This is a genomic window from Agriterribacter sp. (assembly GCF_035497235.1).
Classification (GTDB): domain Bacteria; phylum Bacteroidota; class Bacteroidia; order Chitinophagales; family Chitinophagaceae; genus Agriterribacter.
Window position 1 is genome coordinate 11703 of the sequence record NZ_DATJEB010000032.1, and the last position, 21688, is coordinate 33390.

A 21688-nucleotide genomic window follows, 5' to 3' on the forward strand; every position below is an offset into this window, starting at 1 on the left:
GCGAGTAGTTTGGATTACTTAATCATACAAACAGATCTGGCTAAAGACTGCTTTTATTAAACCCAAAACCAGTTCCGGGGTAACCGGAACAGCACAAAGTTATGTATTTAACGATTGACTATGTTCCTCCTGTTGTAGAAAGGAGGTATTTGACCAAAACCTTGCGAATTATGAAACTGATTCTTGCCATGTTGCTTTTGGCCTGCCTCAGTGTAAGCGCTACGGGATACTCACAGAAGGTAACGCTTTCAAAAAGAGGGGTGCATCTTGAAAAAATGTTTAAAGAAATCAAAAAACAAACCGGGTACGAATTTTTGTACACGGATGAAATGTTGCAGGGATGTGTGCCTGTAACGATTAGAGTAAAAGATGTTGGATTGTCTGAAGCATTGAATGCCTGCTTTTGGAACCAGCCACTGAGTTATGTTATTATGGAAAAAACCGTGGTTGTTAAACCAAAAGCTGCCGTAATGTTCCAGTTCCCGGATAATCTTCCGCCTCCGGTTAAAATAGACGGCAGGGTAACTGAAGAAACCGGGAAACCATTATCCGGGACATCGGTGAAACTAAAAGGTACAGACAGGGGTACCACTACCGATGCATTGGGTAATTTTTCACTTGAAATTCCCGATGCCGGGGGCGTACTGGTTATTTCCTATGTAGGATATGAAACAGTTGAAGTGCCCGTATCCAATAAAAAAACGGTAGTAAACGTAACACTCAAACTGGCTGGGTTAAGTTCGGAGGAAATTGTAGTGGTAGGGTATGGTACGCAGAAGCGAAAAGAAGTATCAGGAGCAGTTGCTTCTGTAAAAATAGGTGAGTTAAGTACAGATGCGGCTAATAGCCTGAGCTCCGCGCTACAGGGCCGTATTGCCGGGGTATCGGTAGAATCGAATGGTGGGGCTCCCGGTTCCGGGTTGTCCATTACCATCAGGGGATCCAGCACCCTGGGCAACAATAACCCATTGGTGGTAATAGATGGTATTCCTTTCGGAAGTTTAGACGGGCTCAATCCTTCCGACATCCAGAGTATTGATATTCTTAAAGATGCATCGGCGGCAAATATTTATGGGGCAAGAGCCGCCGGGGGGGTGATTATGGTAACAACTAAAACAGGGCGAAGAAATACATCTCCTAAAATACAGTTTAACGCTGTATACGGGCAAAACAGTATTCCCAAAAAAATGTCTGTGCTGAACAGTGAGCAGCTTACTAATATGTTTAATGATAATGGCGGAGCCATGCAGCCTGTTACCGGCGTAAATACTAACTGGCAGGATGAAATTTTTCGTTCTGCGCCAAGCTATAAAGCGAATATTGATTTAACCGGCGGTTCCGAAAACTTTTTGTACAGCCTGTCGGGAAGTTATTTGAAGCAGGAAGGGGCGGTTATTCACTCGGACAACACAAATGCCAATTTCCGGATAAAGTCTGTATATGAAAAAGGCAGGGTAAAGATCGGGGAAACATTTATTTATAATAAAACCGGCGGCAGAGCTTATGCGGGGGGCAGCGCCGACCAAACACATAGTACTATTATCACATCATTAGTAGCTTCTCCCACAGTGCCGGTTTACGATCCAACGAATACCAATGGCGGTTGGGGAAAGCGCCCGGCTGAATTAAAGAACCTAACCAATATTGTGGCCTTCCTGGACGCGACCCGTAATTACAATAATAGTGCAGGTGTTATTTTGGACGCATTTGCTGAAGTGAGGCTTATTGATCAGTTAAAGTACAGGTTAAATGTTGGCTATTCCAGCCAGCGGGGCTATTCCAATAGCTATTTGCATCCTTACGCAGACGGCAGTACAACCGTTAAGGATCCTATTAATAGTATGGGCTCTTCCCTGGGTACTCAATGGCTGGTAGAAAATATTCTTAGCTATGATAAAACTATCGGGAAACACCATTTTTCAGCAATGGCGGGCTATTCCGCGCAAAGAGACAGTTCGGGTAGCTTTGGCGTTACCGCATATTACCCGGCTTTGGGCTTATATGGAATATCGGCGGCCACTTCATCGGATAAGCCTTCCGGATCAACCCAGTCCAGCTCAAGGACATCGCAGTTTGGAAGAGTTACTTATTCTTACGACAGCCGGTATTCTCTTTATGCATCGCTTCGTCAGGATGCCTCATCCATATTTGACCCTGCTTATAACAAAGGATTGTTTTACGGGGTTTCTGCCGCATGGGATCTGAGTAATGAAGCATTTTTCAGGCAATCCTCCCTGGCAAACATCATTGACTTATTTAAGATCCGTGGGGGTATAGGCACACTTGGAAATGATCGTATCTCTTTATATACAACCATGGCACTCCTAAGAACTAACTTAAATTTCCTTACCGATGGAGGAATGGTTATTGGCAGCATACCAAGCGGGGCGCAATCTCCTAAAAATCTTACCTGGGAAAAATCAAATACAACAAATATTGGCTTTGACGCCAACCTGTTCAGTAACAGGCTGGGTATTGTTTTTGACTGGTTTAAAAAACGGTCTGAAGGCGTATTATTAAGCGTGCCTATTCCTTTAAGTACGGGGATCAATGCTGCGCCTCCGGTAAATGCGGGTAATATTGACAACAGCGGTATTGAGTTAAGCTTAACTTATGGCGACAGGAAGAACGACTGGTCTTATACTATCGGATGGAATATGGCCGCTATGAAGAATAAGATGGTGGCAGTAACCATTGGTAGCGGTAACCAGCAATTTGGAGACTTACAAAGAGGTATTGTGGGCCACCCTTTGGGCAGCTTTTTCCTGGTTAAAAACGAAGGTACTTTCAAAACACAAAAAGAGGTTGATGACTACGTTGGACCTAACGGGCAGAAAATACAACCGAACGCAGCGCCAGGCGATCTTAAATTTGAAGACTATAATCATGATGGCATAATTGACAACAATGATCAGCAATATGTTGGCTCACCCATTCCTACTTTTGAAACAGGGCTTAGCGGTAATGCTTCCTGGAGAAACTTTGACATCAACATATTATTGCAGGGTGTATTTGGCAACAAAATATACAACGGTCCACGTTATTGGATGGAGAAAATGAATGAATACACTAACTTTTCCAGCGATGCTTTAAACGCCTGGTCTCCTACTAACACCAGTTCTGATTATCCCCGTTTTATTTTGGCAGACCCCAACCTGAATGCAAGGCAGAATAGCGACAGGTGGCTCGAAAACGGTTCCTATTTCCGGTTAAAACGTATAGAGATCGGCTACCAGTTATCGCCCGATTTTACTAAAAGCAGGTTAGGCATTGAACGTGCAAGAATTTATGTTTCTGCAGAGAACCTGTTTACCAGCACAAAATACAGTGGCTTTAACCCCGATCTTGGCAATGGCGGCAACCCGCTTAGCAGAGGAAACGACTGGGGCGGGTTCCCCATTCAAAGGGCTATTCTGGCAGGCATCACCGTATCTTTTTAATATTATAACAACATTAAATTTCAAATAATGAACAAGATTTTTAGACTATCCTTTATCGCTTTCGTGGCAACTGCCACCCTTGTGGTAATAGGATGTAAAAAAAGCTTTTTGGAAACCAGCAACCCCAACGAGCTTACGGAAGATAAGTTTTGGAAAACAGAAGCTGATGTAAAGTCAGCCGTTGCCTCTGTATACAGCCCCATGCGGTTGCCCCTGAGTGGTTATTGGGGCGCTTTCAGGGGATACCAGGATATCAACACGCTGGGCGATGATGTGCTGACGATTCCGGGGGGAGAGCCGTCAACAACGCAGATCGCGTTTTTTATTAATGATGCGAAAAACGGGGATACCCAGGACATATTTGCCAAATTGTACAGTTGTATTTACCGTGCAAATTTAGTTATTGAAAATGCCGCTAAAGCAAATTTAGATGCAGCATTAACCAAAAGCTATGTGGCGGAAGCAAAGTTCCTGCGTGGCCTGAGCTATTTTATTTTAGCTTCCAACTTTGGAGACGCACCGCTTAAAATAACCGTAGCCCAATCTTCTGAGGATGCTTTTGTTGCGAGTTCGCCGGTAGCTGATTTGTACCAGCAGGCCGTAAAAGATTTTTCTGAATCGGCAACAGACCTGCCGGTTACAAGACCAGCGGGAGACAGAGGCAGAATTACACAGGGAGCGGCACTTGCATTTCTGGGCAAAACCTATCTTTATATTAAAGACTACAGTAATGCTGAAACTACTTTGGCAAAACTTTTTACAGCGCCTTTCAATTACGATCTTGTTGACAACTTCGAGGATAACTTCACCGACAAAAATGAATTTAACCAGGAGTCGGTTCTGGAGTGGGTATACGGGGCTTTTAATAGCCAGTATAGTCCATGGAACGAAGAAAGCGGTGGTAATGCCATGTACAACTATCGCCCGCAGCTTACCGGCAGTCCGGCCAGTGGCGGCTGGTTCAAGTACATACCATCCCAGTTCCTGGCAAAGCAGTTTAAAAAAGAACTGAGGCCGGGCGGTTCCGATACAAAGTTTGATAAACGGATGTATGCCACGCTGATGTGGAAGTATTCCGATTTTGGCGAGGCTGATACAAGCTGGTATGATAATAAAACATTTGATGATTTATGGGCTGCGGCATCAACCAGCATAGACAGGTTTGAAAGTCTTTATAAGACCTTTCCCGAAGGTAAATTTTTAAATAAAAAGTTTACCAGCGCATGGCGCAATGCAGGCGGAGCTGATAATTACTGGGCTGCAACGCCGTCTGAGGCCAATGTGGAGGTAATGCGTTTTGCTGAAGTGCTTTTGCTGCATGCCGAAGCGGCTTTGCTGAACAGTCATCCCGACCAGGCATTGCAGAGCATCAACAGGATAAGAGTAAGAGCGGGCTTATTATCCAAAACAGCAGCCAGTTTTCCTTCCACTGATGATATGATGGCCGAAATCCAGCACCAGAAATTACTCGAACTGTATTTTGAACAAAACAGGTGGAACGATTTAAAAAGATGGTATCCTGCTCCTGCTGACCTGAAGGCCTATATGTCTTCAAACCTTAAGCAGGGAGCCGATAAAATAGAAGCCAGGCATTATATTTTTCCAATTCCCGCCGCGGAATTACAAACCAATAATAAGCTTACCCAAAACCCATTATGGAAATAGTGAAGCTACCTTTCTTAAAAAAGATACTACAGGTTATACCTGTAGTATCTTTTTGTTTTATACTGTTTTCCGGTTGCAGAACAAACTGCGGAGTTAAACTGGTTTCAGTTAGTGAACAGCCTTCGATCGGCAATGTATTAATGAAAAAAATTGCTGTTGCCTGTGATAAAGAAGCCGACCTGTTTATACGGTATTGGGAAAAAGGAAATCATGCAAAAGTGTTTTCCAGCCCTCTTTCTTCAGATAAAAAAGAACATCTTTTTTCTTTATTATTCCTGAAGCCCGCCCAAACCTACGAATACGAAATTGTAGCCCGCCACGAAGAATGCGAAAGCGTTATTAGCGGGGTGAGCATGTTTGGTACAAAAGAGATACCCCTGGAAATTCAGGAAATGGTGATGCCTGCCGACATGCAGGCTCCCTTACCTGAACTGTTTTCAAAGGGCTTTTCGCTGATTGCACGGCGCGATCTGCCGGGTCAGGTGTATATTGTGAATGCAAAGGGAGATATTGTTTGGTATTATACCATCAGAGACGCGGGATTTAAAGTGGCGCATTTTACAAAAAACGCAACTATCTTATCCATTGTAGCCCCCTTATCTTATCCTACCAGCTATGGAGATGAAATCCTGGAAATTTCACTTGCGGGCGATACGGTGTTCCATTTAAAAAAAGGAGAAAAGGGGCTGGATAAAACCATTCACCACGAAGTATTCTATAATAATGCTCAACAGTTAGTTACCCTTACGCTTGAAAAAAAAGTAGTTGATTTAAGTAGCGTGGGTGGCGCCGGAACGGATACGGTAACCGGAGACGGGATATTGATACTGGACAGCAAGGGCAACAAGGTCTGGAGTTGGTCTGTGTTTGATGTACTGGATCCTAAAACAGATCCTCATATTTTAAAAGACAAAGCCGACTGGCTTCATGCCAACAGCCTGAGCATAGACACTGATGGAAATTATTTGCTGTCTTTCTATCTTTCCGGGCAGATATGGAAAATTGATGCAAAAACAGGAAAGCTGATATGGCGAATGGGGCGGGGTGGCGGTTTTACCTTCCCCAAAGGAGATGAGTTTTCTGAATCTCATGCCGTACACCGAACTTCGAAAAATCAATTGATGCTGTTTGAAAACGGAATCAATAAACAACGATCAAGGGTGCTGGCTTATACTTTAGATGAAGATTCCCGGAAAGCGGCACTGGCTTTGTCAATTGAACTGCCGGTAAGTCTTTACAGCGAAAGAATGGGTAGCGCCTATCAGGTAAATGATACAAGCTTTTTAGTTTGCAGCTCCCAGGCAGGGGCGGTAACATTGGTGAATAATGCCGGGAACATTTTGTGGAAGGTAAGAACCGGTTTTATTCCTTACCGGGCAGAATTTATTGACAGCCTTCCTTCATATCCTTAAAATGCCATCATACGCGTGCAGCATAATAAATGTGGTGGGATCAAACTATAGGGCATTAACAGAAAAATATTAATATGCAAAACAAATGCCCCGGTTGCTTTACAAAATACGTATTTCTATTCTTGCTTGGAATATGCATGTATGCAGAACAGGGTTATGCCCAGGTAAATCTTTCCACCGGTTATTTCAGGATACACATTAATGCAAAAGGTTTTATTACCAGTATGAAGAACATTAGCAAAACACCTTACCGGGAGTTTAGCCCGGCAGACAAACCATCGCCGTTGCTGTGTTTGTATAACGGTAATAAGAAAAAATATTACGAGCCGCAAAAAGCCACTTATTCAAAAGGCACGGGCATGCTTACGTTAAAGTATGCGAATGGTTCCGTAGCGCGGGTTGCTATTGAAGCAAAAGCGAAATATTTTAAGTTAACGTTGAAGTCGCTTACCAACCGAAGCGAAATTGATGATATACAATGGGGGTTTTATTATACCAGTATCACCAATCTTTTGGGAGAAATAATTGGCGTGGCCAGGGACACCAGTGAAGCCGTTAATTACGCAATTGGTATGCTTGCCCTTAACGACAATACATTGGGAGGCACGTCAACAACCATAGGAGATGCGGCGCCATTTCAATACATTATTCATACACCGGATGCAAAACGCTTTCCTCTGCCTGATTCTTTACACGAAGGACAGGTTTTTACGCTGGGCGGTGATGGCATCAGCGATGTGGCTTTTTACGCCCATAAAGAGCCCTGGTACCGCATTATGTATGGTAATGCCGCGCAGGTTGATGAAAAAGGAAGAATTTTCATTTCCTATCATTCCAGAAACAGGTCTGTTAAAAGAGAAGTTTATTTTTCACTCATACCCAATATGGCAGCTAATACGCCCAATCATATTGAGGTTCAGCCATTACCTGGTATTGATTATATTGGCTCAAGCATAGCTTTATGGGGCAGCCCCGACAGTATTGCTTTAATGAATGTTATCAAAAATATAGTACAGTTGGAAGGTTTGCCTTATCCAACCATCAACGGCAAATGGGTGAAGGACCCTGCGGCATATGTTCCTGACGCCATGTCTGCCGGAAATTTGAACGATAGCATTATTTCCTACACCAGCAGGTTAGGGTTTAAAACGATCAGTTTATACGACCAGGGTTTTTTGCGGCCCGACAGGGGAAATGAGGGATACATTGACGGAAGAAATTTTGAAAAAAAGCCGATAAAATTGAGCTCAGGCAATGTGTCGCACAAAGCCTTTTCTCAAATGGCTGCCAGCCGTGGCATTACTATCGGAAGAACACCCATTACTACTTCCCTGGCGCCGGGAACCCAGGATGCGAGCCCGGTTCCGAGCGATAGCTTATGTTATCAGCAGAAGCGCCTGCTTATAAAAAACATAAGCCCTTCAGATACCACCATTATCGTAAATGATCCCAAACACCTGGAAGAAACAGGAAGCTGGGAAGGCCATGCCCAAAATTTGAATATGGTTAAAATAGGCAAGGAATTGATCCATTATCTGGGGGTGTCCAACAATCCGCCTTATCGCTTGCTTAATGTAGAGCGCGGCTATTGGAAAACTACGCCTTCCAATCACAATACGGGTGATACTATTTATAAATTACAGGTTACCATCAATTATGGGTATGATGGTGTTATTCCCAATATGCAACTGCAGGATGAGATTGCAAAATATTACGCGGAAGTGTGTTACATAAACGGGTTAGCCTATTACGATTTTGACGGGCAGGAATTCCTGTTCAATAATGGGCATGGTTATTATTCAACCAAGCGGTTTTTCCGGAAAATGTTTGAACGGGCTAAGGAATCAGGCGTTTCTTATATTCGTTTTACCGGGGCCACTTTGTCGGAGGGTTCCTGGCATTATCAAAGTATATGGAATGTAGGCGGTGGAAAAAATTTGTATGATGCGGATACCAGGGAATGGGGAAGCGCTACCAGCCAGGGTAAGGACCTTCGGGACGTAACGTATTCCAACTATTTTCCGGTAGGTATGGGTGGCAATTTTCCCATCAAATCCAATTCTACGGTAGAGCAGTATGAACATATACAGGCCATTTCGGTGGGTGTGGGTACTACTTACAGTCTTCAGTTGAACCAAAAAGATGTGGAAAGTTGTGCACAGAAAGAAGCCATCTTCAGCGTGATCCGTACCTGGGAAAACGCAAGGGCTGCCAATGCTTTTTCCCGAAGCTTAAAAAAACAATTAGCTGATCCGGCAAAAAGCTGGCGGTTGGAACAGGCAGATGATAACAACTGGAAACTCTATCCAATGCCGGGTGGAGTAAAAGGAACAGCCATTAATTTAACGAGGGATGTGGCAGGTGGGTATTAACGGATGAGCATAAAGAGATCACTGATAAGCTAAAAGTGAACAATGAAAAAAGAGCATAAATACACCGGATGATATCAAAACTACCCGGTAATTTCTTACAACTATTTTTTACACAATGCCGGTACGCTTATCCGGCAGGTCACAAGTGCCATCCAAACATCGTTTGGGGCGAAGAAATCCCGTGGCAAAAAGAATGACCCCAAATAACAGGGCGGGCCAGCCTCCTTCAGAATAATATAAGTACCCGGTTACTATAAAAACAATACCCAGCCCCCAGCGCAGTAACCTGCTGAACCATATTACATTTTTGGATGATACTGTATTTAGCATTGTCTTTTGTTTTTTATAATAAGCGGAGATATTATGCTGCGTCTTTTGTTTGCTTTTTAAACATGCTAAAGAGCAAAGCGCCCATTACGGCAAAATAAACTGTGCTGTTGCGCGCATTAGATGTAATGGCACAGGTGCCGCTGTTGCAGCCTACCAGCCTCCAGTAAATAAAACCTCCCACACCGCCAACTATAGCGCCGGTCAGCAAAAGTTTATTGTGTATCAGCCATTTCTTCATACTGCAAAAGTCGGTAATTACATTCATTTTCTTTGTAACATATGTTACATTCAATCCATTACCTTTATTGATAAACACGGTGTTAAATAGCTTGTATGAAATTCGCGCTCCAAAAATCTCCCATACCGGAATCCAGGATATTTGTAGCAAAAGAGCTGAAAGAAAAACATTTTGACGCTACCTGGCATGCACATAGCGAATACCAGTTGTTTATGGTATTGAAAGGTACAGGCACCCGTTTCATTGGCAATACGGTGCAATCCTTTAATGAAGGTGACCTAACTTTCCTTGGCCCGGGTATGCCCCATTTATGGAGAAGCGACAGCACCTATTTTGATAAACGGAGTAAGCTCCTTACGCATGGGCTGGTTATTTATTTCCGGGCCGATTTCATCGGGGATCTTATAGAGAAGGAAGAGATGCAACAGGTGAAAGACTTATTTGAAAAAGCAAAGCGCGGCATTGCATATTACGGGCAAACAGTTAGCCGGCTTGCTGCAATGATGACACATATTATTGAGGCGCACGGCGCTGCAAGTCTTATACAGTTATTGCAAATGCTGGAAACAATGGCACAGGCAAAAAACTATCATTTATTGCATAATGCTGATTATATATACGGGTTAAAAGAATCAGAAACCCGGCGTATCAATGTAGTGTATAATTATGCCGCCCAGCACTTCCGCAGCCGCATTGCCCTGCAGGAATTAGCCGACTTGCTTAGTATGACGCCTACTTCATTCAGCCGCTATTTCAGAATGAAAACCAGTAAATCATTTTCCGATTTTATTACTGAACTGCGTATCAGGCATGCCTGTAAGTTATTAAGTGAAGAAGACGGAAAAACCATTAACCAGGTAAGCTATGAATGCGGATTTAATACTTTGTCAAACTTCAACCGCCAGTTCAGACTGTATATGAAGATGACGCCAAAAGGGTATCGTGAGCAGTTCTCAGTTCTATGATTTTTTCATGATCTGGCAGTTTCTTCCGTTTTTAGGATAAAATAAAGTCGGTATTGGACATAATCCGATAAATTACAGGTACGTAATTAAGCGTAATTTAGTACGATTGTTTTTCTGTTTCCCGTATGGGTTCAGTCAAAAAAAAGGAAGCCGGTGCTGCAATCGTGTGTTGACCAGTGTTCATTCGCTTTTAACCTGTAATTATTTATTTAATATAAGCCTATTGCTTTATGTCTTCTCAAAAAATCAACATCGCCATTATAGGACTTGGTTTTGGCGCCGAATTTATTCCTATCTACCAGCGGCATCCTAACGCAAATATGTACGCGATTTGCCAGCGAAACAAAGAAAGTTTAGAAAAAGCAGGAGATGCTTTTGGCATTGAGAAAAGATATGCGAATTATGACGAATTGCTGAAAGATCCCCATATTGATGCGGTGCATATCAACACGCCCATTCCTGATCATGCGGCGCAGTCATTAAAGGCACTAAAGGCAGGTAAACATGTGGCTTGTACTGTTCCTATGGCTACTACCGTGGAAGAATGCAAACAAATTGTGCAGGCGGTAAAAGATACCGGGCTCACCTATATGATGATGGAAACCGTGGTATACGCCAGGGAGTTTTTGTTTATGAAAGAATTATATGAAAAAGGAGAACTGGGGAAAATACAATTTCTAAAAGCCAGTCACCAGCAGGATATGGACGGCTGGCCCAATTATTGGCCGGGGTTGCCGCCCATGTATTATGCCACACATTGCGTGGGGCCGGTGCTGGGGTTAACAAGGTCCGAAGCGGAATATGTATCGTGCTTCGGGTCGGGAACCATAAGATCGGAGCTGCATGCGTTTTACAATTCTCCTTATGCTGTAGAGAGTACGCATATCAAATTCAGGAATTCCGATCTCAGCGCTTATGTATACCGCTCTTTATTTGATACGGCGCGGCAGTACCGCGAAAGCTTTGAAGTATATGGCTCAAAAAAATCTGTTGAATGGCCGTTGATAGAAGGCAAACCGTTAGTGGTGCACACTGCCAAACGCCCCGAACCTGAGATCCCGGAAGAAGTAGAATCGCCCGATTATGCGCATTTGCTGCCCGAGCCTATCCGGCGCTTTACTACCGGCGGTGTGTATGATACCGATGAACACCAGCACCTCTCTTTTTTACAGGGCGCAGGTCACGGCGGATCACATCCGCACCTGGTGCATGAATTTGTAAGTGCGCTGGTGGAAAAAAGAGAACCTTTTCCCAATGCAAGGCAATCCGCCAATATTACCTGCGTGGGTATTCTGGCGCACGAGTCGGCAAAGAAAGGAGGCGAGATCATTAAACTGCCGGACTTCACTTTGTCCTGAATTGTTTGTTATTTAGGGTATAATAATATGCCATAAAACGGATCAGCTATAATTGCTCTTTTCAGCAAATGTGCATCCATGATGCCGGTAGTTGACTAAATCAAAATAAAACCGAACAAATGAAACGCAATGTTTTGCTATCCCTGCTATGTATTTTTTGTTTTGCTTTACTGTTTAACGCCTGCAACCGGCAGGAGAAAGATGATAAGCCCCGGCGGCTGGAAATATTATTTCTCGGGCATAAAAGCAAACACCACGATTCGGAGAAGCTGGCCGAATTGCTTTCGCAGGAATATTTTAAGAAGGGGATCAATATTACGTACACTACCAATCCGGATGATCTGTTAACAGAAGATTTGAAGTTATATGACGGGTTGCTGCTATATGCCAACCACGACAGTATTACCGCACCACAGGAAAAAGCGCTGCTGGAATATGTGCGTTCGGGTAAAGGGTTTATTCCGTTGCATTGCGCATCGTGGTGCTTCCGTAATTCACCGGAAGTGGTAGAACTGATCGGGGGCCAGTTTAAAACACATCAATACGATTCCTTTACTGCTGTAATTGTGAAGCCGGATCACCCGGTAATGAAAGATGTGCCTGCTTTTTCTACCGAGGATGAAACCTATGTGCATGATAAGATCAGTAAAAATATAGAAGTGCTTACGGAACGGGTGGAAGGCGGTCATCACGAACCCTATACCTGGGTGCGCAATTATGGAGAAGGAAGAGTTTTTTATACGGCTTACGGGCATGATGAAAAAACATGGGCGAACCCCGGATTTTTAAAATTAGTATACAACGGTATCATGTGGGCGGTAGGCGATCATGCAAAACAACTGGTAGAGCAATTTCAAACGCCCCAGCCGAAGTATACAGATGCACGAATGCCTAATTATGAAAAACGTGACCCGCCGCCGCAATTCCAGGAGCCCTTATTGCCCGAACAATCTATGAAATTGATACAGGTACCGGTAGGGTTTGAAATAAAACTTTTTGCTGCTGAGCCCGATATAAACAAACCTATACACATGGATTGGGATGAAAGGGGCCGCCTGTGGATAGCGGAAACCATGGATTATCCCAATATGGTGCGTGATAATAAAGAGGAAGGTAAGGATATGATTAAGATACTGGAAGACACGGATGGAGATGGTAAGGCAGATAAATTTACCGTGTTTGCCGATAAGCTGAATATACCTACCAGCTTTGCTTTTATTAATGGTGGAATAGTAGTGGCGCAGGCGCCCGACTTTTTATTTTTGAAAGATACAAATGGTGATGATAAAGCGGATGTACGGGAAAAGATCATTTCGGGCTGGGGAACATTTGATACGCATGCGGGGCCTTCCAATTTCCGTTACGGCCCCGATAATACCATATGGGGAACCGTTGGCTATTCCGGTTTTAAAGGTGTGATAGGCGATAGCAAAGACACGATGCGCTTTAGCCAGGGCTTATATCATTTTACCGCCGATGGAAAACAATTGGAGTTCCTGGGTAATACTTCCAATAATACCTGGGGGTTGGGCTTTTCCGAAGATTTTGATGCTTTTATATCTACAGCCAATAATACCCACAGCGCCGCGTACACTATTCCTAAGCGGTACTTTGAAATGTCGGGACAGGGCGGCGAAACTGGTATAGATAAAATTGAAAGTCATTATGCCATGCATGTGGTAACCAAAAACCTGCGGCAGGTAGATGTGCATAATGGTTTCACTGCTGCGGCCGGGCATAGCTTATATACAGCGCGTAATTATCCGAAAGAATTCTGGAACAGGATTGCTTTTGTAAGCGAACCCACCGGCAGGGTTATTCATCGCAATATTATTGAACCCGATGGTTCTACTTTTAAAGAGGGTGAGGATGGTTGGAACTTTGTGGCAAGCGCCGATGACTGGTTTGGACCTGTTCAGGCTGATGTTGGCCCGGATGGAAATGTATGGATAGCGGACTGGTATAATTTTATTATCCAGCATAACCCCACACCGCAGGGATATGAAACCGGCAAGGGAAATGCGTATATCAACCCGATAAGAGATTCACTCAGGGGGCGCATCTATAGTATTCGCTATAAGAAATCGGATGGAGAGAAAATATCATCACTCGATAAAAATGATCCGGATGAACTGATCGAAGCGCTGAGCAGTTCTAATATGTTCTGGCGCACTACAGCCCAGCGTTTGCTGGTGGAATCAGGCGATAAAAAGGTAGTGGATAAATTGTATAAGATTATAGAAAATATTTCGGTTGATGAGATTGGTTTAAATGCGCCTGCAGTGCATGCATTATGGACATTGCAGGGGCTGAAAGCTTTTAGCGGTGATAATAAGGAAGCGCTGAATGTTGCCATTGGCGCATTAAAGCATCCTTCGGCAGGAGTGCGCAGGGCTGCCATACAGGTGTTGCCAGCAACTGAAGAAGTTTCAAAAGCCCTGATTGAGGCTGGTATATTTGAAGATAAGGATTTGCGTGTGGTGCTGGCTGCTGTATTAAAAGCATGCGATCTTCCTTCATCTGAAACGTTGGGACAGATTTTATTTAAACTGGCCAGTAAGGAAGGCGGAAGCGCCGAAGATAAATGGATTCAAAAAGCATTGTTTATTGCATCGGGCATACAACAGCAGGGTTTTGAAAAAGCATTTAAAGCCAGCGGCATCAACGAACAGGTAGAATTGGGTAAAGCCGGTTTGATTCATCGTATAATGCTGCGTTCAAAATTAAATGTGCTCTCACTGCCTCAAAATACTTATATCAGGCCCGACCTGCTGCCCGACCTTACAGGAAGAGAATTGTTTTTTACTGCAAATGTGGAATTGAACAATAAGGACCGTAAAAAAGGAGTAATTGTAGCTCAGGGCAATAAAGCCAATGGATATGCAGTGTATGTTGACAATGCTAAGAAATTGCATTTCCAGGTTAACCAAAATAATCAATCTTTTAATATACAATCCAAGGATAGTATTACTGATACCTTTTCCGTAACCGCCAAACTTTTAAAAGGAGGCGTAATGGAATTGCTTTTGAATGATAAAGGAGCTGCTACCGGGAAAGCAAAAGGATTGTTTAAAATACCTTTGCGTGATGCCGGCATTCGCATAGCAAATGATTACTGGAACAGCGGCGCAAAAAAAGCAGGCGATTATGAAGACAGCGCAAGAAATATAGGTAAGGTATACGATGCACGTATGGAAACCCTTCTGGCGGAAGCACAACAGGTTGACCTGGGTAAGCCCGACCAGGTAATTATAATGAAAACAGTGCAGAATCAAATGAAATTTGAGAAAACAAAAATTACCGCCAAAGCGGGAACGATAGTAGAAATTGTGCTTACCAATATAGATTTTATGCAACACAATTTGCTGGTATTAAAACCCGGCAGCATGGAAAGGGTAGGGGCGGCAGCAGATAAGCTTGCGCAGGTACCCGAAGGCGTTAGTATGCAGTATATTCCTTCCGTTCCGGATGTTTTATTTGCAACGCCATTGGTTAATCCTGATCAGCAGTTTAGCCTGAAGTTCCGTGTGCCGGATATTCCAGGTGATTATCCGTATATCTGTTCTTACCCCGGGCATTGGCGGATAATGAATGGTGTATTAACGGTGGAGAGATAAAACTGGTTAATTCGATTTGATAAAATGATAAAAAAGGGCGTCTGAAGCGTGATCGTGTAATATCAATGTGTCATTATAAATCCTTTCTACAACGTAAACCCATGGAACACTTTCCTTGTCATAAAATTTCATCAAAAAAGTAGAATCACCATTAGTATAGGTACCTAAGTCATAATTCCAGTGCATAATAGCATCCGCATACACACTATTATCGTCTAAAATCTTAACGCTATCATCATTAAAATTCCAAAAATTGTTACGAAAATGCTGTATGTTGTTAGCGGCAATGCCTCCTTTACCATAAATCAATTGCCACTTCCCCTGGATATGCTGCCGGATCACGGAAAGCGGTTTATCGTATAATACGATATTCAGCCTGTCAATGGGTGTACTGTTGTTTTTTTTGCAGCGGCTAAAACACAAAGCAGCGGTCAGAAAGAAGCAAAGCTTAGCGGCAAGTAATATTGCTTTCATACAATACCTGTTTTGAATAAATAGCACATTAATGTACAAGGCTCATGCGTATTGCAGCAGGCGGGCTGTGTTCATGTTCTATGTAGAAAGGCGTTTTCATTTTTGGCAAGCGATCATGATCAAAGTTTATAAATAATTTTTCTTCTTTCAAAATATTTTAGTTCTGTGCATCGCAAATAAATACCCGTTGGTTATCTTTTTGGTCTGCAACATTTTTTTCAGGTTAACAAATCAATAGCGAAATATCCGGTAAATTTCACATTCCTTTGACCCTGCATAAGTTCCCAACATCCCCACCTGCGTTATAATTTAATTACAGGCATATCCGTGTCAGCTCACCCCGGTATATGTATGTAATGCTATTATACAATGTATGAATAAATAAGCGATAAGCATTATCCCTGGTGTGGGTGCATTTCAAAATTGTCGCATTGCTTTGCTTTATATGGGCAGTGTCTTCACTGCCCACGGCGGACGCCCCGGTTGGTGTTTCACCAACCGGCGACAATTTGAAATGCATCCCCTGGTGTTCATTTTGTAGGGTATCTATTTCATTCATTCGTTTAAACTATCTGCATATGAATACAATTACCTAAGCACACACATGAAGCATACGGAGGATAGCTCATTCCTCTGTAAAAAAAGTAAACTGCTTTTACAGCAGCTATCATCAACTTAAACAAATCTGATATGAAAAAAAATGAATGCGGCGTATGGCATGGCATACGTCATTTGTTAAACAGGTACCTGCTTCTTACGGAGATGGTGCTATTGAGTGTTTTCGGTTTACATGCTCCCGCTTTTGCACATCCTTACAATAGGGATGCGGAGCTTAAACCCGGATCAGCAAATAGTGGTTTTGAAAAAAATGATGCGATTGATATTAAAGGAAAAGTGAAGAACGATAAAGGAGAGCCGCTTCCGGGAGTAACCGTGCTTGAAAAAGGAACTACTAACGGAACCACAACGGATGCTAACGGTAATTTTAGTATTAATGTAAGTAATGCCAATGCCGTACTGGTCATCAGCTACGTGGGTTTTAACAGTGTTGAAGTACCGGCTAATAATGCGGGCCGGTTACAAAACATTACATTAACGCCTGAAACGGGCAGCCTCACTGATATAGTGGTAATAGGTTATGGTACCGCTAAAAAATCTGATCTTACCGGCGCTGTTGCCGTAGTAAAGGCAGATCAGTTAATGGACCGGCCGGTGCCAAACGTTACGCAGGCTTTACAGGGAAAAGTGGCAGGCGTTGATGTAAGCGTAAATAATAATGCTCCCGGTGCCGGAGCTAAGGTTCGCGTTCGCGGACTGGGATCTATTAATTCGAGTCTTGATCCGCTGTACGTAGTAGATGGTGTGGCAGGCGTTGATGGCAACAGCATTAATCCTAATGATATTGCTTCACTGGAAGTATTAAAAGACGCTTCTTCTACCGCCATTTACGGTGCACGTGGCGCCAATGGTGTTATTATGATCACTACCAAACGCGGCAGGAGCGGTGGTACAAGCGTTACCTATGATGGAAACGTAAATGTTGGTGAACTATACCGGCATTTACCTGCGCTTGATGCACAGGAGTTTGTGGATGTATACAACCTGTCCTTTGCCAACGGGCAAAAATTTGATCCGCTGGGTGGGGTATGGACGCCTCCCAAAGCTTTAAATCATACCAACTTCCCCTTGCTTTTTGACGCCAATGATAAGCCGCTTTATAATACCAACTGGGAATCGGAAGTATATAAACCCGCAGTATCGCATAGTCACCAGCTTAACTTCCAGGGCGGCAACGACAAAACTTTATTCAGCGTTTCCTTAGGTTATTTAGACCAGGATGGCATAATGGCAAATTCAAACTTCAAACGTTATTCTGCCAGGTTTACATTAGATAATGATGTAAACAGGTGGCTGAAGATTGGCGGTAACCTTTCTTTAATAAAGTCCCGTCAACGGGTGGTGTCAGACGGTAATGGCGGATTAAATGTGCCGAGGATGGTTACAGAAGAAGTGCCCATTCTTCCTGTAAAATACCCCGATGGCACCTGGGCCGGCAATAGTGATATTGATGGTTTGGAAGGTGGCGCTAATCCTGTGCACATAGCTCAAAACAGGTATACGCTCAATAACAACTTCCAAACGCTGGGTAATACCTACCTGTTATTTCACATTACAAAAGACCTTGATTTTAAATCTGATTTTGGATTTAATTTGAATGATCAAAAAAATAATTTCTACTCTGCCGGAGATTTACATAACCTGTCGCAGGACCAGGGTGGTGTTGCCAACCTGAACGCTTACAACAATACTTACTGGCAGTCTGAAAACTATCTTACCTGGAATAAGGAGTTCAGTAATGGTCATAAAATGACCGCTTTGCTGGGCGCCTCGTGGCAGGAGTTCAACCAGGAACGAATAAGAGCGGAAGCACAAAACTTTATTGATGATATTTTTCAATGGCATTATTTGCAGGCCGGTTCTGTTCGCTCTGCTGAAGAATCGCAGGACTACAAATGGGCAATGAATTCTTATTTTGCCCGCGTTACTTATAATATCAGTGATAAATATTTATTTACTGCTACCGGTCGTTACGATGGGTCATCTAAATTCGGCGCCAATAAAAAATACGCATTCTTCCCCTCGGTAGGCGCCGCGTGGAGAGTGTCTGAAGAAAATTTCATGAAGGACAACAGCAATAGTATCATCAGCAACCTGAAGGTACGGGCCAGTTATGGTACGTCTGGTAACCAGGAAATCGGGCAGTACCAGTCTATCGCGCAAATACAGCCAAGCACTACGGTACTTAACGGAAGCCTGCAGTCAACGCTTATTCCAAGTTACCTGGGTAATCCCGACCTGAAATGGGAAATATCATTGCAGGCAGACGGAGGTGTTGAACTGGGTTTGTTTAATAACCGCATCAACTTAACCGCTGATTATTATAACCGGGTTACCAAAGATTTGTTATTGCAGGCGCCTATCCCATGGTCTGCAGGCCTGAATAATAATTTTGTGTACATTAATGTAGGTTCTGTTAGAAACTCCGGCGTTGAGCTTAACCTGAATACCGTTAATATCAAATCGAAAAATTTTACATGGTCAACCAATTTTATTTTTGCCGCTAACAAAAACAAAATCATCAAACTTAAAGATGGTAATGCCGATATATTTCCCGGCCCTAACTTCCTCGGGCAAACGAATATCCTGCGTGTAGGAGAAGCTATTGGTTCTTTCTGGGGCAGAACAAGGCTGGGTACATATAGCGACAAAGAAACTGATCTTGCCGCCTCACAGGGTTTAAAGCCGGGCGACAGGAAGTACCTGCTAAATGCGGATGGTTCAGAAAATTATAGCATTATCGGGCACGCGTATCCAAAATGGACCGGTAATTTTAATAGCACGATCAATTATAAAAACTGGGATTTTTCTTTTGATATCCGTTTTGTGGAAGGTATAAATACGGCTGCCACATTCAAGCATTCTTCAGAAGACAGGCAGACGATTGCCAATAGCCTTAAAACGGTATTGGACGCATGGACGCCGGAGCATCAGAATACCATGATATCGCAGGTAAGGAATTACAAATTTGCGCAGGACTCCAAGTTCGATACCTGGTGGGTAGAAGACGGTTCTTTTATTCGCGGACAGAATGTTGTGCTGGGCTACACATTGCCATCCCACACTTTAGACAGGCTTAAAATAAACAAATTGAGGATTTACGCAAGTGTTCAGAACCTGTTTATTATTACCAAGTATACAGGGTACGATCCGGAAGTGGATACCTATAACAGTTCATACGGTGCTAACGGTTCGTTTTCTCAGAACCTCGACTTTTTTTCCTATCCCCGGCCGCGCGTATGGAATGCAGGTGTTACCCTCAATTTCTAACTATAAAAAAATGAATTATGAAGAAGATTAAATATATTATTATTGGAGCGGTTATTTTGCTCACCGCTTCATGCAAAAAATTCCTTGAAGAGGAACCTACGAATTTTATTACGCCCGAATCGTCTTTGTCGAGCGTTAAAGTAGCAAGAGCTTTTGCCAATGCCTGTTACCAGAACCTGCAGGGTGCTATGCTGGGCGGTCAGCCCTCTTCCTATGGCGGTAACACCTGGAACCTGATGGAATTTATGACCGGTAAATCAAACAGCGACCTGGGTCAAACGAACTTCACCCTGTTTCAGAACCTGAGTTATAATGCCACTTCTTTTTATGTGGATACCTGGTGGCAGAACCTGTATAAAGGAATAGGTGCGTGTAACCAGGCTATAGAACAAATTCCGGGTATTAATGCGCCGGGATTGACGGATGAAGCCAAAACCAACCTGCTTGCGGAAGCGCATACGCTCCGGGCTTTCTATTATTTTTTCCTGGTAAGGATGTATGGCGCTGTACCCAACGTAACAAAAGTACCCAGGTCGGTAGATGGATTAAATCTTCCGCGTACTCCGGCAAAAGCCATTTATGATAGTATCATTATACCCGATCTCCTGCTGGCCGAACAGTCAACACTGGGATGGAATAATACTACAGGGTATGTTTCCATGAGCGTTGTAAAATCCATTTTGGCAGATGTGTACCTTACCTATGCGGGCGCTGCAATCAATGGTGGAGATGCCGCTTATACCGAATCGGCCAAACGTTCAAAAGAAGTGATAGATAATGGTGGCTATACGTTGTTCCCGGAGTATAAGAATATGATTGATCCTGCCAACAAAAATAAAGGTGAATTTATTTTCCAGGTGCAATATGCTGCCAGTGTACCTTCCACCAATCCGTTAACGCCTTTAACTATTCCCAACTATTCAGGTATTTCTAAATATTCTGACGAATACGGATCGGTATATCCAACGCCCCAGTTTATTGCCTCTTTTCCTGCAGGTGATAAACGGGTGCAGGAACGCCAGTTTTTTTACAGCAGTTATCCCAGCGCTAAATCGCCCGGAACAGTGGTAACATTTAAAGGCCCATATATTTACAAATGGTTTGATTCGGTGGCAGTAGTTAACACGGTAAAATCGGATTTGAATTATACCCTGTACCGTTTAGCCGATGTGTACCTCATGTATGCTGAAGCTTCCAACCGGGCAGAAGGCGCGCCCAATTCAAATGCGATAGCATACGTTAATGCTATTCGCCAGAGAGCTAAACTTGCTCCAATTGGAGCATTGAGCCAGGATGCTTTTGAAAAAGAAGTTTGGCTGCAGCGCTATTTTGAATTATGCTTTGAAAATAAGATGTGGTTTGATATGCTGAGAACACGTAAAGTACACAACGATGTAACGGGTAACTGGGATGATTTTATTGGGCATACAACGGTTTTCAATGCAACATTTACTGAAAAGCAATTGCTCTTTCCTGTACCCAAGCAGGAAACAGATGTTAATCCTAATTTGTTGCCGAACAACCCGGGTTTCTAAAGTAAGTATAGCATGGCTATTTATTGATAAGGGGCTGCTTTTAAAAGGGCGGCCCTTTTCTTTTTAATAATTCCGGTAAAACTACAATGGATCGCGAAGCTCATCTACCGACACCTTTTTTCCATCCATCATTGTTTGATGCAATGAAATAATAGCCTGCCTGCCCTGTGCATCAGAAGGCATATTTATAATGGCACTGCCTTTTGAACGCCCGTTAAATTTGTTGCGGACTACCATTACAGAATCAACTGTACCAAAAGGAGAAAATAGCTTCCGTACATCGGCATCAATGGTATTAAGGCTGATGTTGGATATCTGTATATTCATATAAAAACTTTCCGGATAAATTAAGTATATAAAACAACACCACCTATTTTATTTAATGGAATGGCGT

General features: G+C 43.2%; 13 protein-coding genes. 9 read left to right on the forward strand and 4 right to left on the reverse strand.

The genetic code is table 11. The annotated features are described in order from the left end of the window. Positions 1-170: 170 nt before the first annotated feature. The 4 genes from VL121_RS08910 (at position 171) to VL121_RS08925 (ending at position 8889) form a co-directional block, all read left to right on the forward strand. Positions 171-3440 carry a TonB-dependent receptor gene (locus VL121_RS08910; RefSeq protein ID WP_325404338.1) on the forward strand — a complete coding sequence of 1090 codons (3270 nt, stop codon included), beginning with the start codon at positions 171-173 and terminating at the stop codon, positions 3438-3440. Between the two features lie 27 nt (positions 3441-3467). After that, positions 3468-5105 carry a RagB/SusD family nutrient uptake outer membrane protein gene (locus VL121_RS08915; protein WP_325404340.1) on the forward strand — a complete coding sequence of 546 codons (1638 nt, stop codon included), beginning with the start codon at positions 3468-3470 and terminating at the stop codon, positions 5103-5105. 140 nt (positions 5106-5245) lie between these two features. Beyond that, a complete protein-coding gene (locus VL121_RS08920) occupies positions 5246-6517 on the forward strand; it encodes an aryl-sulfate sulfotransferase (protein ID WP_325404342.1) in 1272 nt (423 codons plus the stop codon). Between the two features lie 137 nt (positions 6518-6654). Next, positions 6655-8889 (forward strand): hypothetical protein, encoded by a 2235-nt coding sequence (locus VL121_RS08925; RefSeq protein WP_325404344.1) that lies wholly within the window; start codon positions 6655-6657, stop codon positions 8887-8889. Positions 8890-8997: 108 nt separating this feature from the next. Here VL121_RS08925 and VL121_RS08930 read toward each other — a convergent pair whose 3' ends face one another. Together VL121_RS08930 and VL121_RS08935 are read right to left on the reverse strand one after the other, a co-directional pair. Then, positions 8998-9219 carry a YgaP family membrane protein gene (locus VL121_RS08930; RefSeq protein WP_325404346.1) on the reverse strand — a complete coding sequence of 74 codons (222 nt, stop codon included), beginning with the start codon at positions 9217-9219 and terminating at the stop codon, positions 8998-9000. 31 nt (positions 9220-9250) lie between these two features. Next, positions 9251-9484: a hypothetical protein gene (locus VL121_RS08935; protein ID WP_325404348.1), complete on the reverse strand. Its 234-nt coding sequence runs from the start codon at positions 9482-9484 to the stop codon at positions 9251-9253. Between the two features lie 68 nt (positions 9485-9552). Between VL121_RS08935 and VL121_RS08940 the strand changes: the two genes are divergently transcribed. From VL121_RS08940 to VL121_RS08950, 3 genes are all read left to right on the forward strand, one after another. Continuing rightward, entirely contained in the window at positions 9553-10422 is an 870-nt protein-coding gene (locus tag VL121_RS08940; RefSeq protein WP_325404350.1) for an AraC family transcriptional regulator, read from the forward strand. A 230-nt stretch (positions 10423-10652) separates the two neighbouring features. Next, entirely contained in the window at positions 10653-11780 is a 1128-nt protein-coding gene (locus VL121_RS08945; protein WP_325404352.1) for a Gfo/Idh/MocA family oxidoreductase, read from the forward strand. A gap of 119 nt (positions 11781-11899) precedes the next feature. Then, positions 11900-15397, forward strand: a complete 3498-nt coding sequence (locus VL121_RS08950) for a PVC-type heme-binding CxxCH protein (protein ID WP_325404353.1) — start codon at positions 11900-11902, stop codon at positions 15395-15397. A 6-nt stretch (positions 15398-15403) separates the two neighbouring features. Here the strand turns inward: VL121_RS08950 and VL121_RS08955 are convergent, their stop codons facing one another. Beyond that, positions 15404-15871, reverse strand: coding sequence for a hypothetical protein (locus VL121_RS08955; protein WP_325404355.1), 468 nt, complete (start codon positions 15869-15871; stop codon positions 15404-15406). A gap of 690 nt (positions 15872-16561) precedes the next feature. On the opposite strand from VL121_RS08955, the gene VL121_RS08960 reads away from it, so the two are divergent. Both VL121_RS08960 and VL121_RS08965 read left to right on the forward strand, forming a co-directional pair. Further along, positions 16562-19759 carry a SusC/RagA family TonB-linked outer membrane protein gene (locus VL121_RS08960; RefSeq protein WP_325404357.1) on the forward strand — a complete coding sequence of 1066 codons (3198 nt, stop codon included), beginning with the start codon at positions 16562-16564 and terminating at the stop codon, positions 19757-19759. A 17-nt stretch (positions 19760-19776) separates the two neighbouring features. Continuing rightward, a complete protein-coding gene (locus VL121_RS08965) occupies positions 19777-21294 on the forward strand; it encodes a RagB/SusD family nutrient uptake outer membrane protein (RefSeq protein ID WP_325404359.1) in 1518 nt (505 codons plus the stop codon). Between the two features lie 81 nt (positions 21295-21375). Here the strand turns inward: VL121_RS08965 and VL121_RS08970 are convergent, their stop codons facing one another. Further along, entirely contained in the window at positions 21376-21621 is a 246-nt protein-coding gene (locus VL121_RS08970) for an RNA recognition motif domain-containing protein (RefSeq protein ID WP_325404361.1), read from the reverse strand. Positions 21622-21688 lie beyond the last annotated feature (67 nt).

Bases quoted from the DNA above. Each gene is read 5' to 3' on its own strand.
- VL121_RS08920 (WP_325404342.1), top strand. From the start codon at position 5,246: ATGAAAAAAATTGCTGTTGCCTGTGATAAAGAAGCCGACCTGTTTATA.
- VL121_RS08955 (WP_325404355.1), bottom strand. From the start codon at position 15,871: ATGAAAGCAATATTACTTGCCGCTAAGCTTTGCTTCTTTCTGACCGCT.
- VL121_RS08945 (WP_325404352.1), top strand. From the start codon at position 10,653: ATGTCTTCTCAAAAAATCAACATCGCCATTATAGGACTTGGTTTTGGC.
- VL121_RS08950 (WP_325404353.1), top strand. From the start codon at position 11,900: ATGAAACGCAATGTTTTGCTATCCCTGCTATGTATTTTTTGTTTTGCT.
- VL121_RS08910 (WP_325404338.1), top strand. From the start codon at position 171: ATGAAACTGATTCTTGCCATGTTGCTTTTGGCCTGCCTCAGTGTAAGC.
- VL121_RS08940 (WP_325404350.1), top strand. From the start codon at position 9,553: ATGAAATTCGCGCTCCAAAAATCTCCCATACCGGAATCCAGGATATTT.
- VL121_RS08960 (WP_325404357.1), top strand. From the start codon at position 16,562: ATGAAAAAAAATGAATGCGGCGTATGGCATGGCATACGTCATTTGTTA.
- VL121_RS08970 (WP_325404361.1), bottom strand. From the start codon at position 21,621: ATGAATATACAGATATCCAACATCAGCCTTAATACCATTGATGCCGAT.
- VL121_RS08915 (WP_325404340.1), top strand. From the start codon at position 3,468: ATGAACAAGATTTTTAGACTATCCTTTATCGCTTTCGTGGCAACTGCC.
- VL121_RS08965 (WP_325404359.1), top strand. From the start codon at position 19,777: ATGAAGAAGATTAAATATATTATTATTGGAGCGGTTATTTTGCTCACC.
- VL121_RS08925 (WP_325404344.1), top strand. From the start codon at position 6,655: ATGTATGCAGAACAGGGTTATGCCCAGGTAAATCTTTCCACCGGTTAT.
- VL121_RS08935 (WP_325404348.1), bottom strand. From the start codon at position 9,484: ATGAATGTAATTACCGACTTTTGCAGTATGAAGAAATGGCTGATACAC.
- VL121_RS08930 (WP_325404346.1), bottom strand. From the start codon at position 9,219: ATGCTAAATACAGTATCATCCAAAAATGTAATATGGTTCAGCAGGTTA.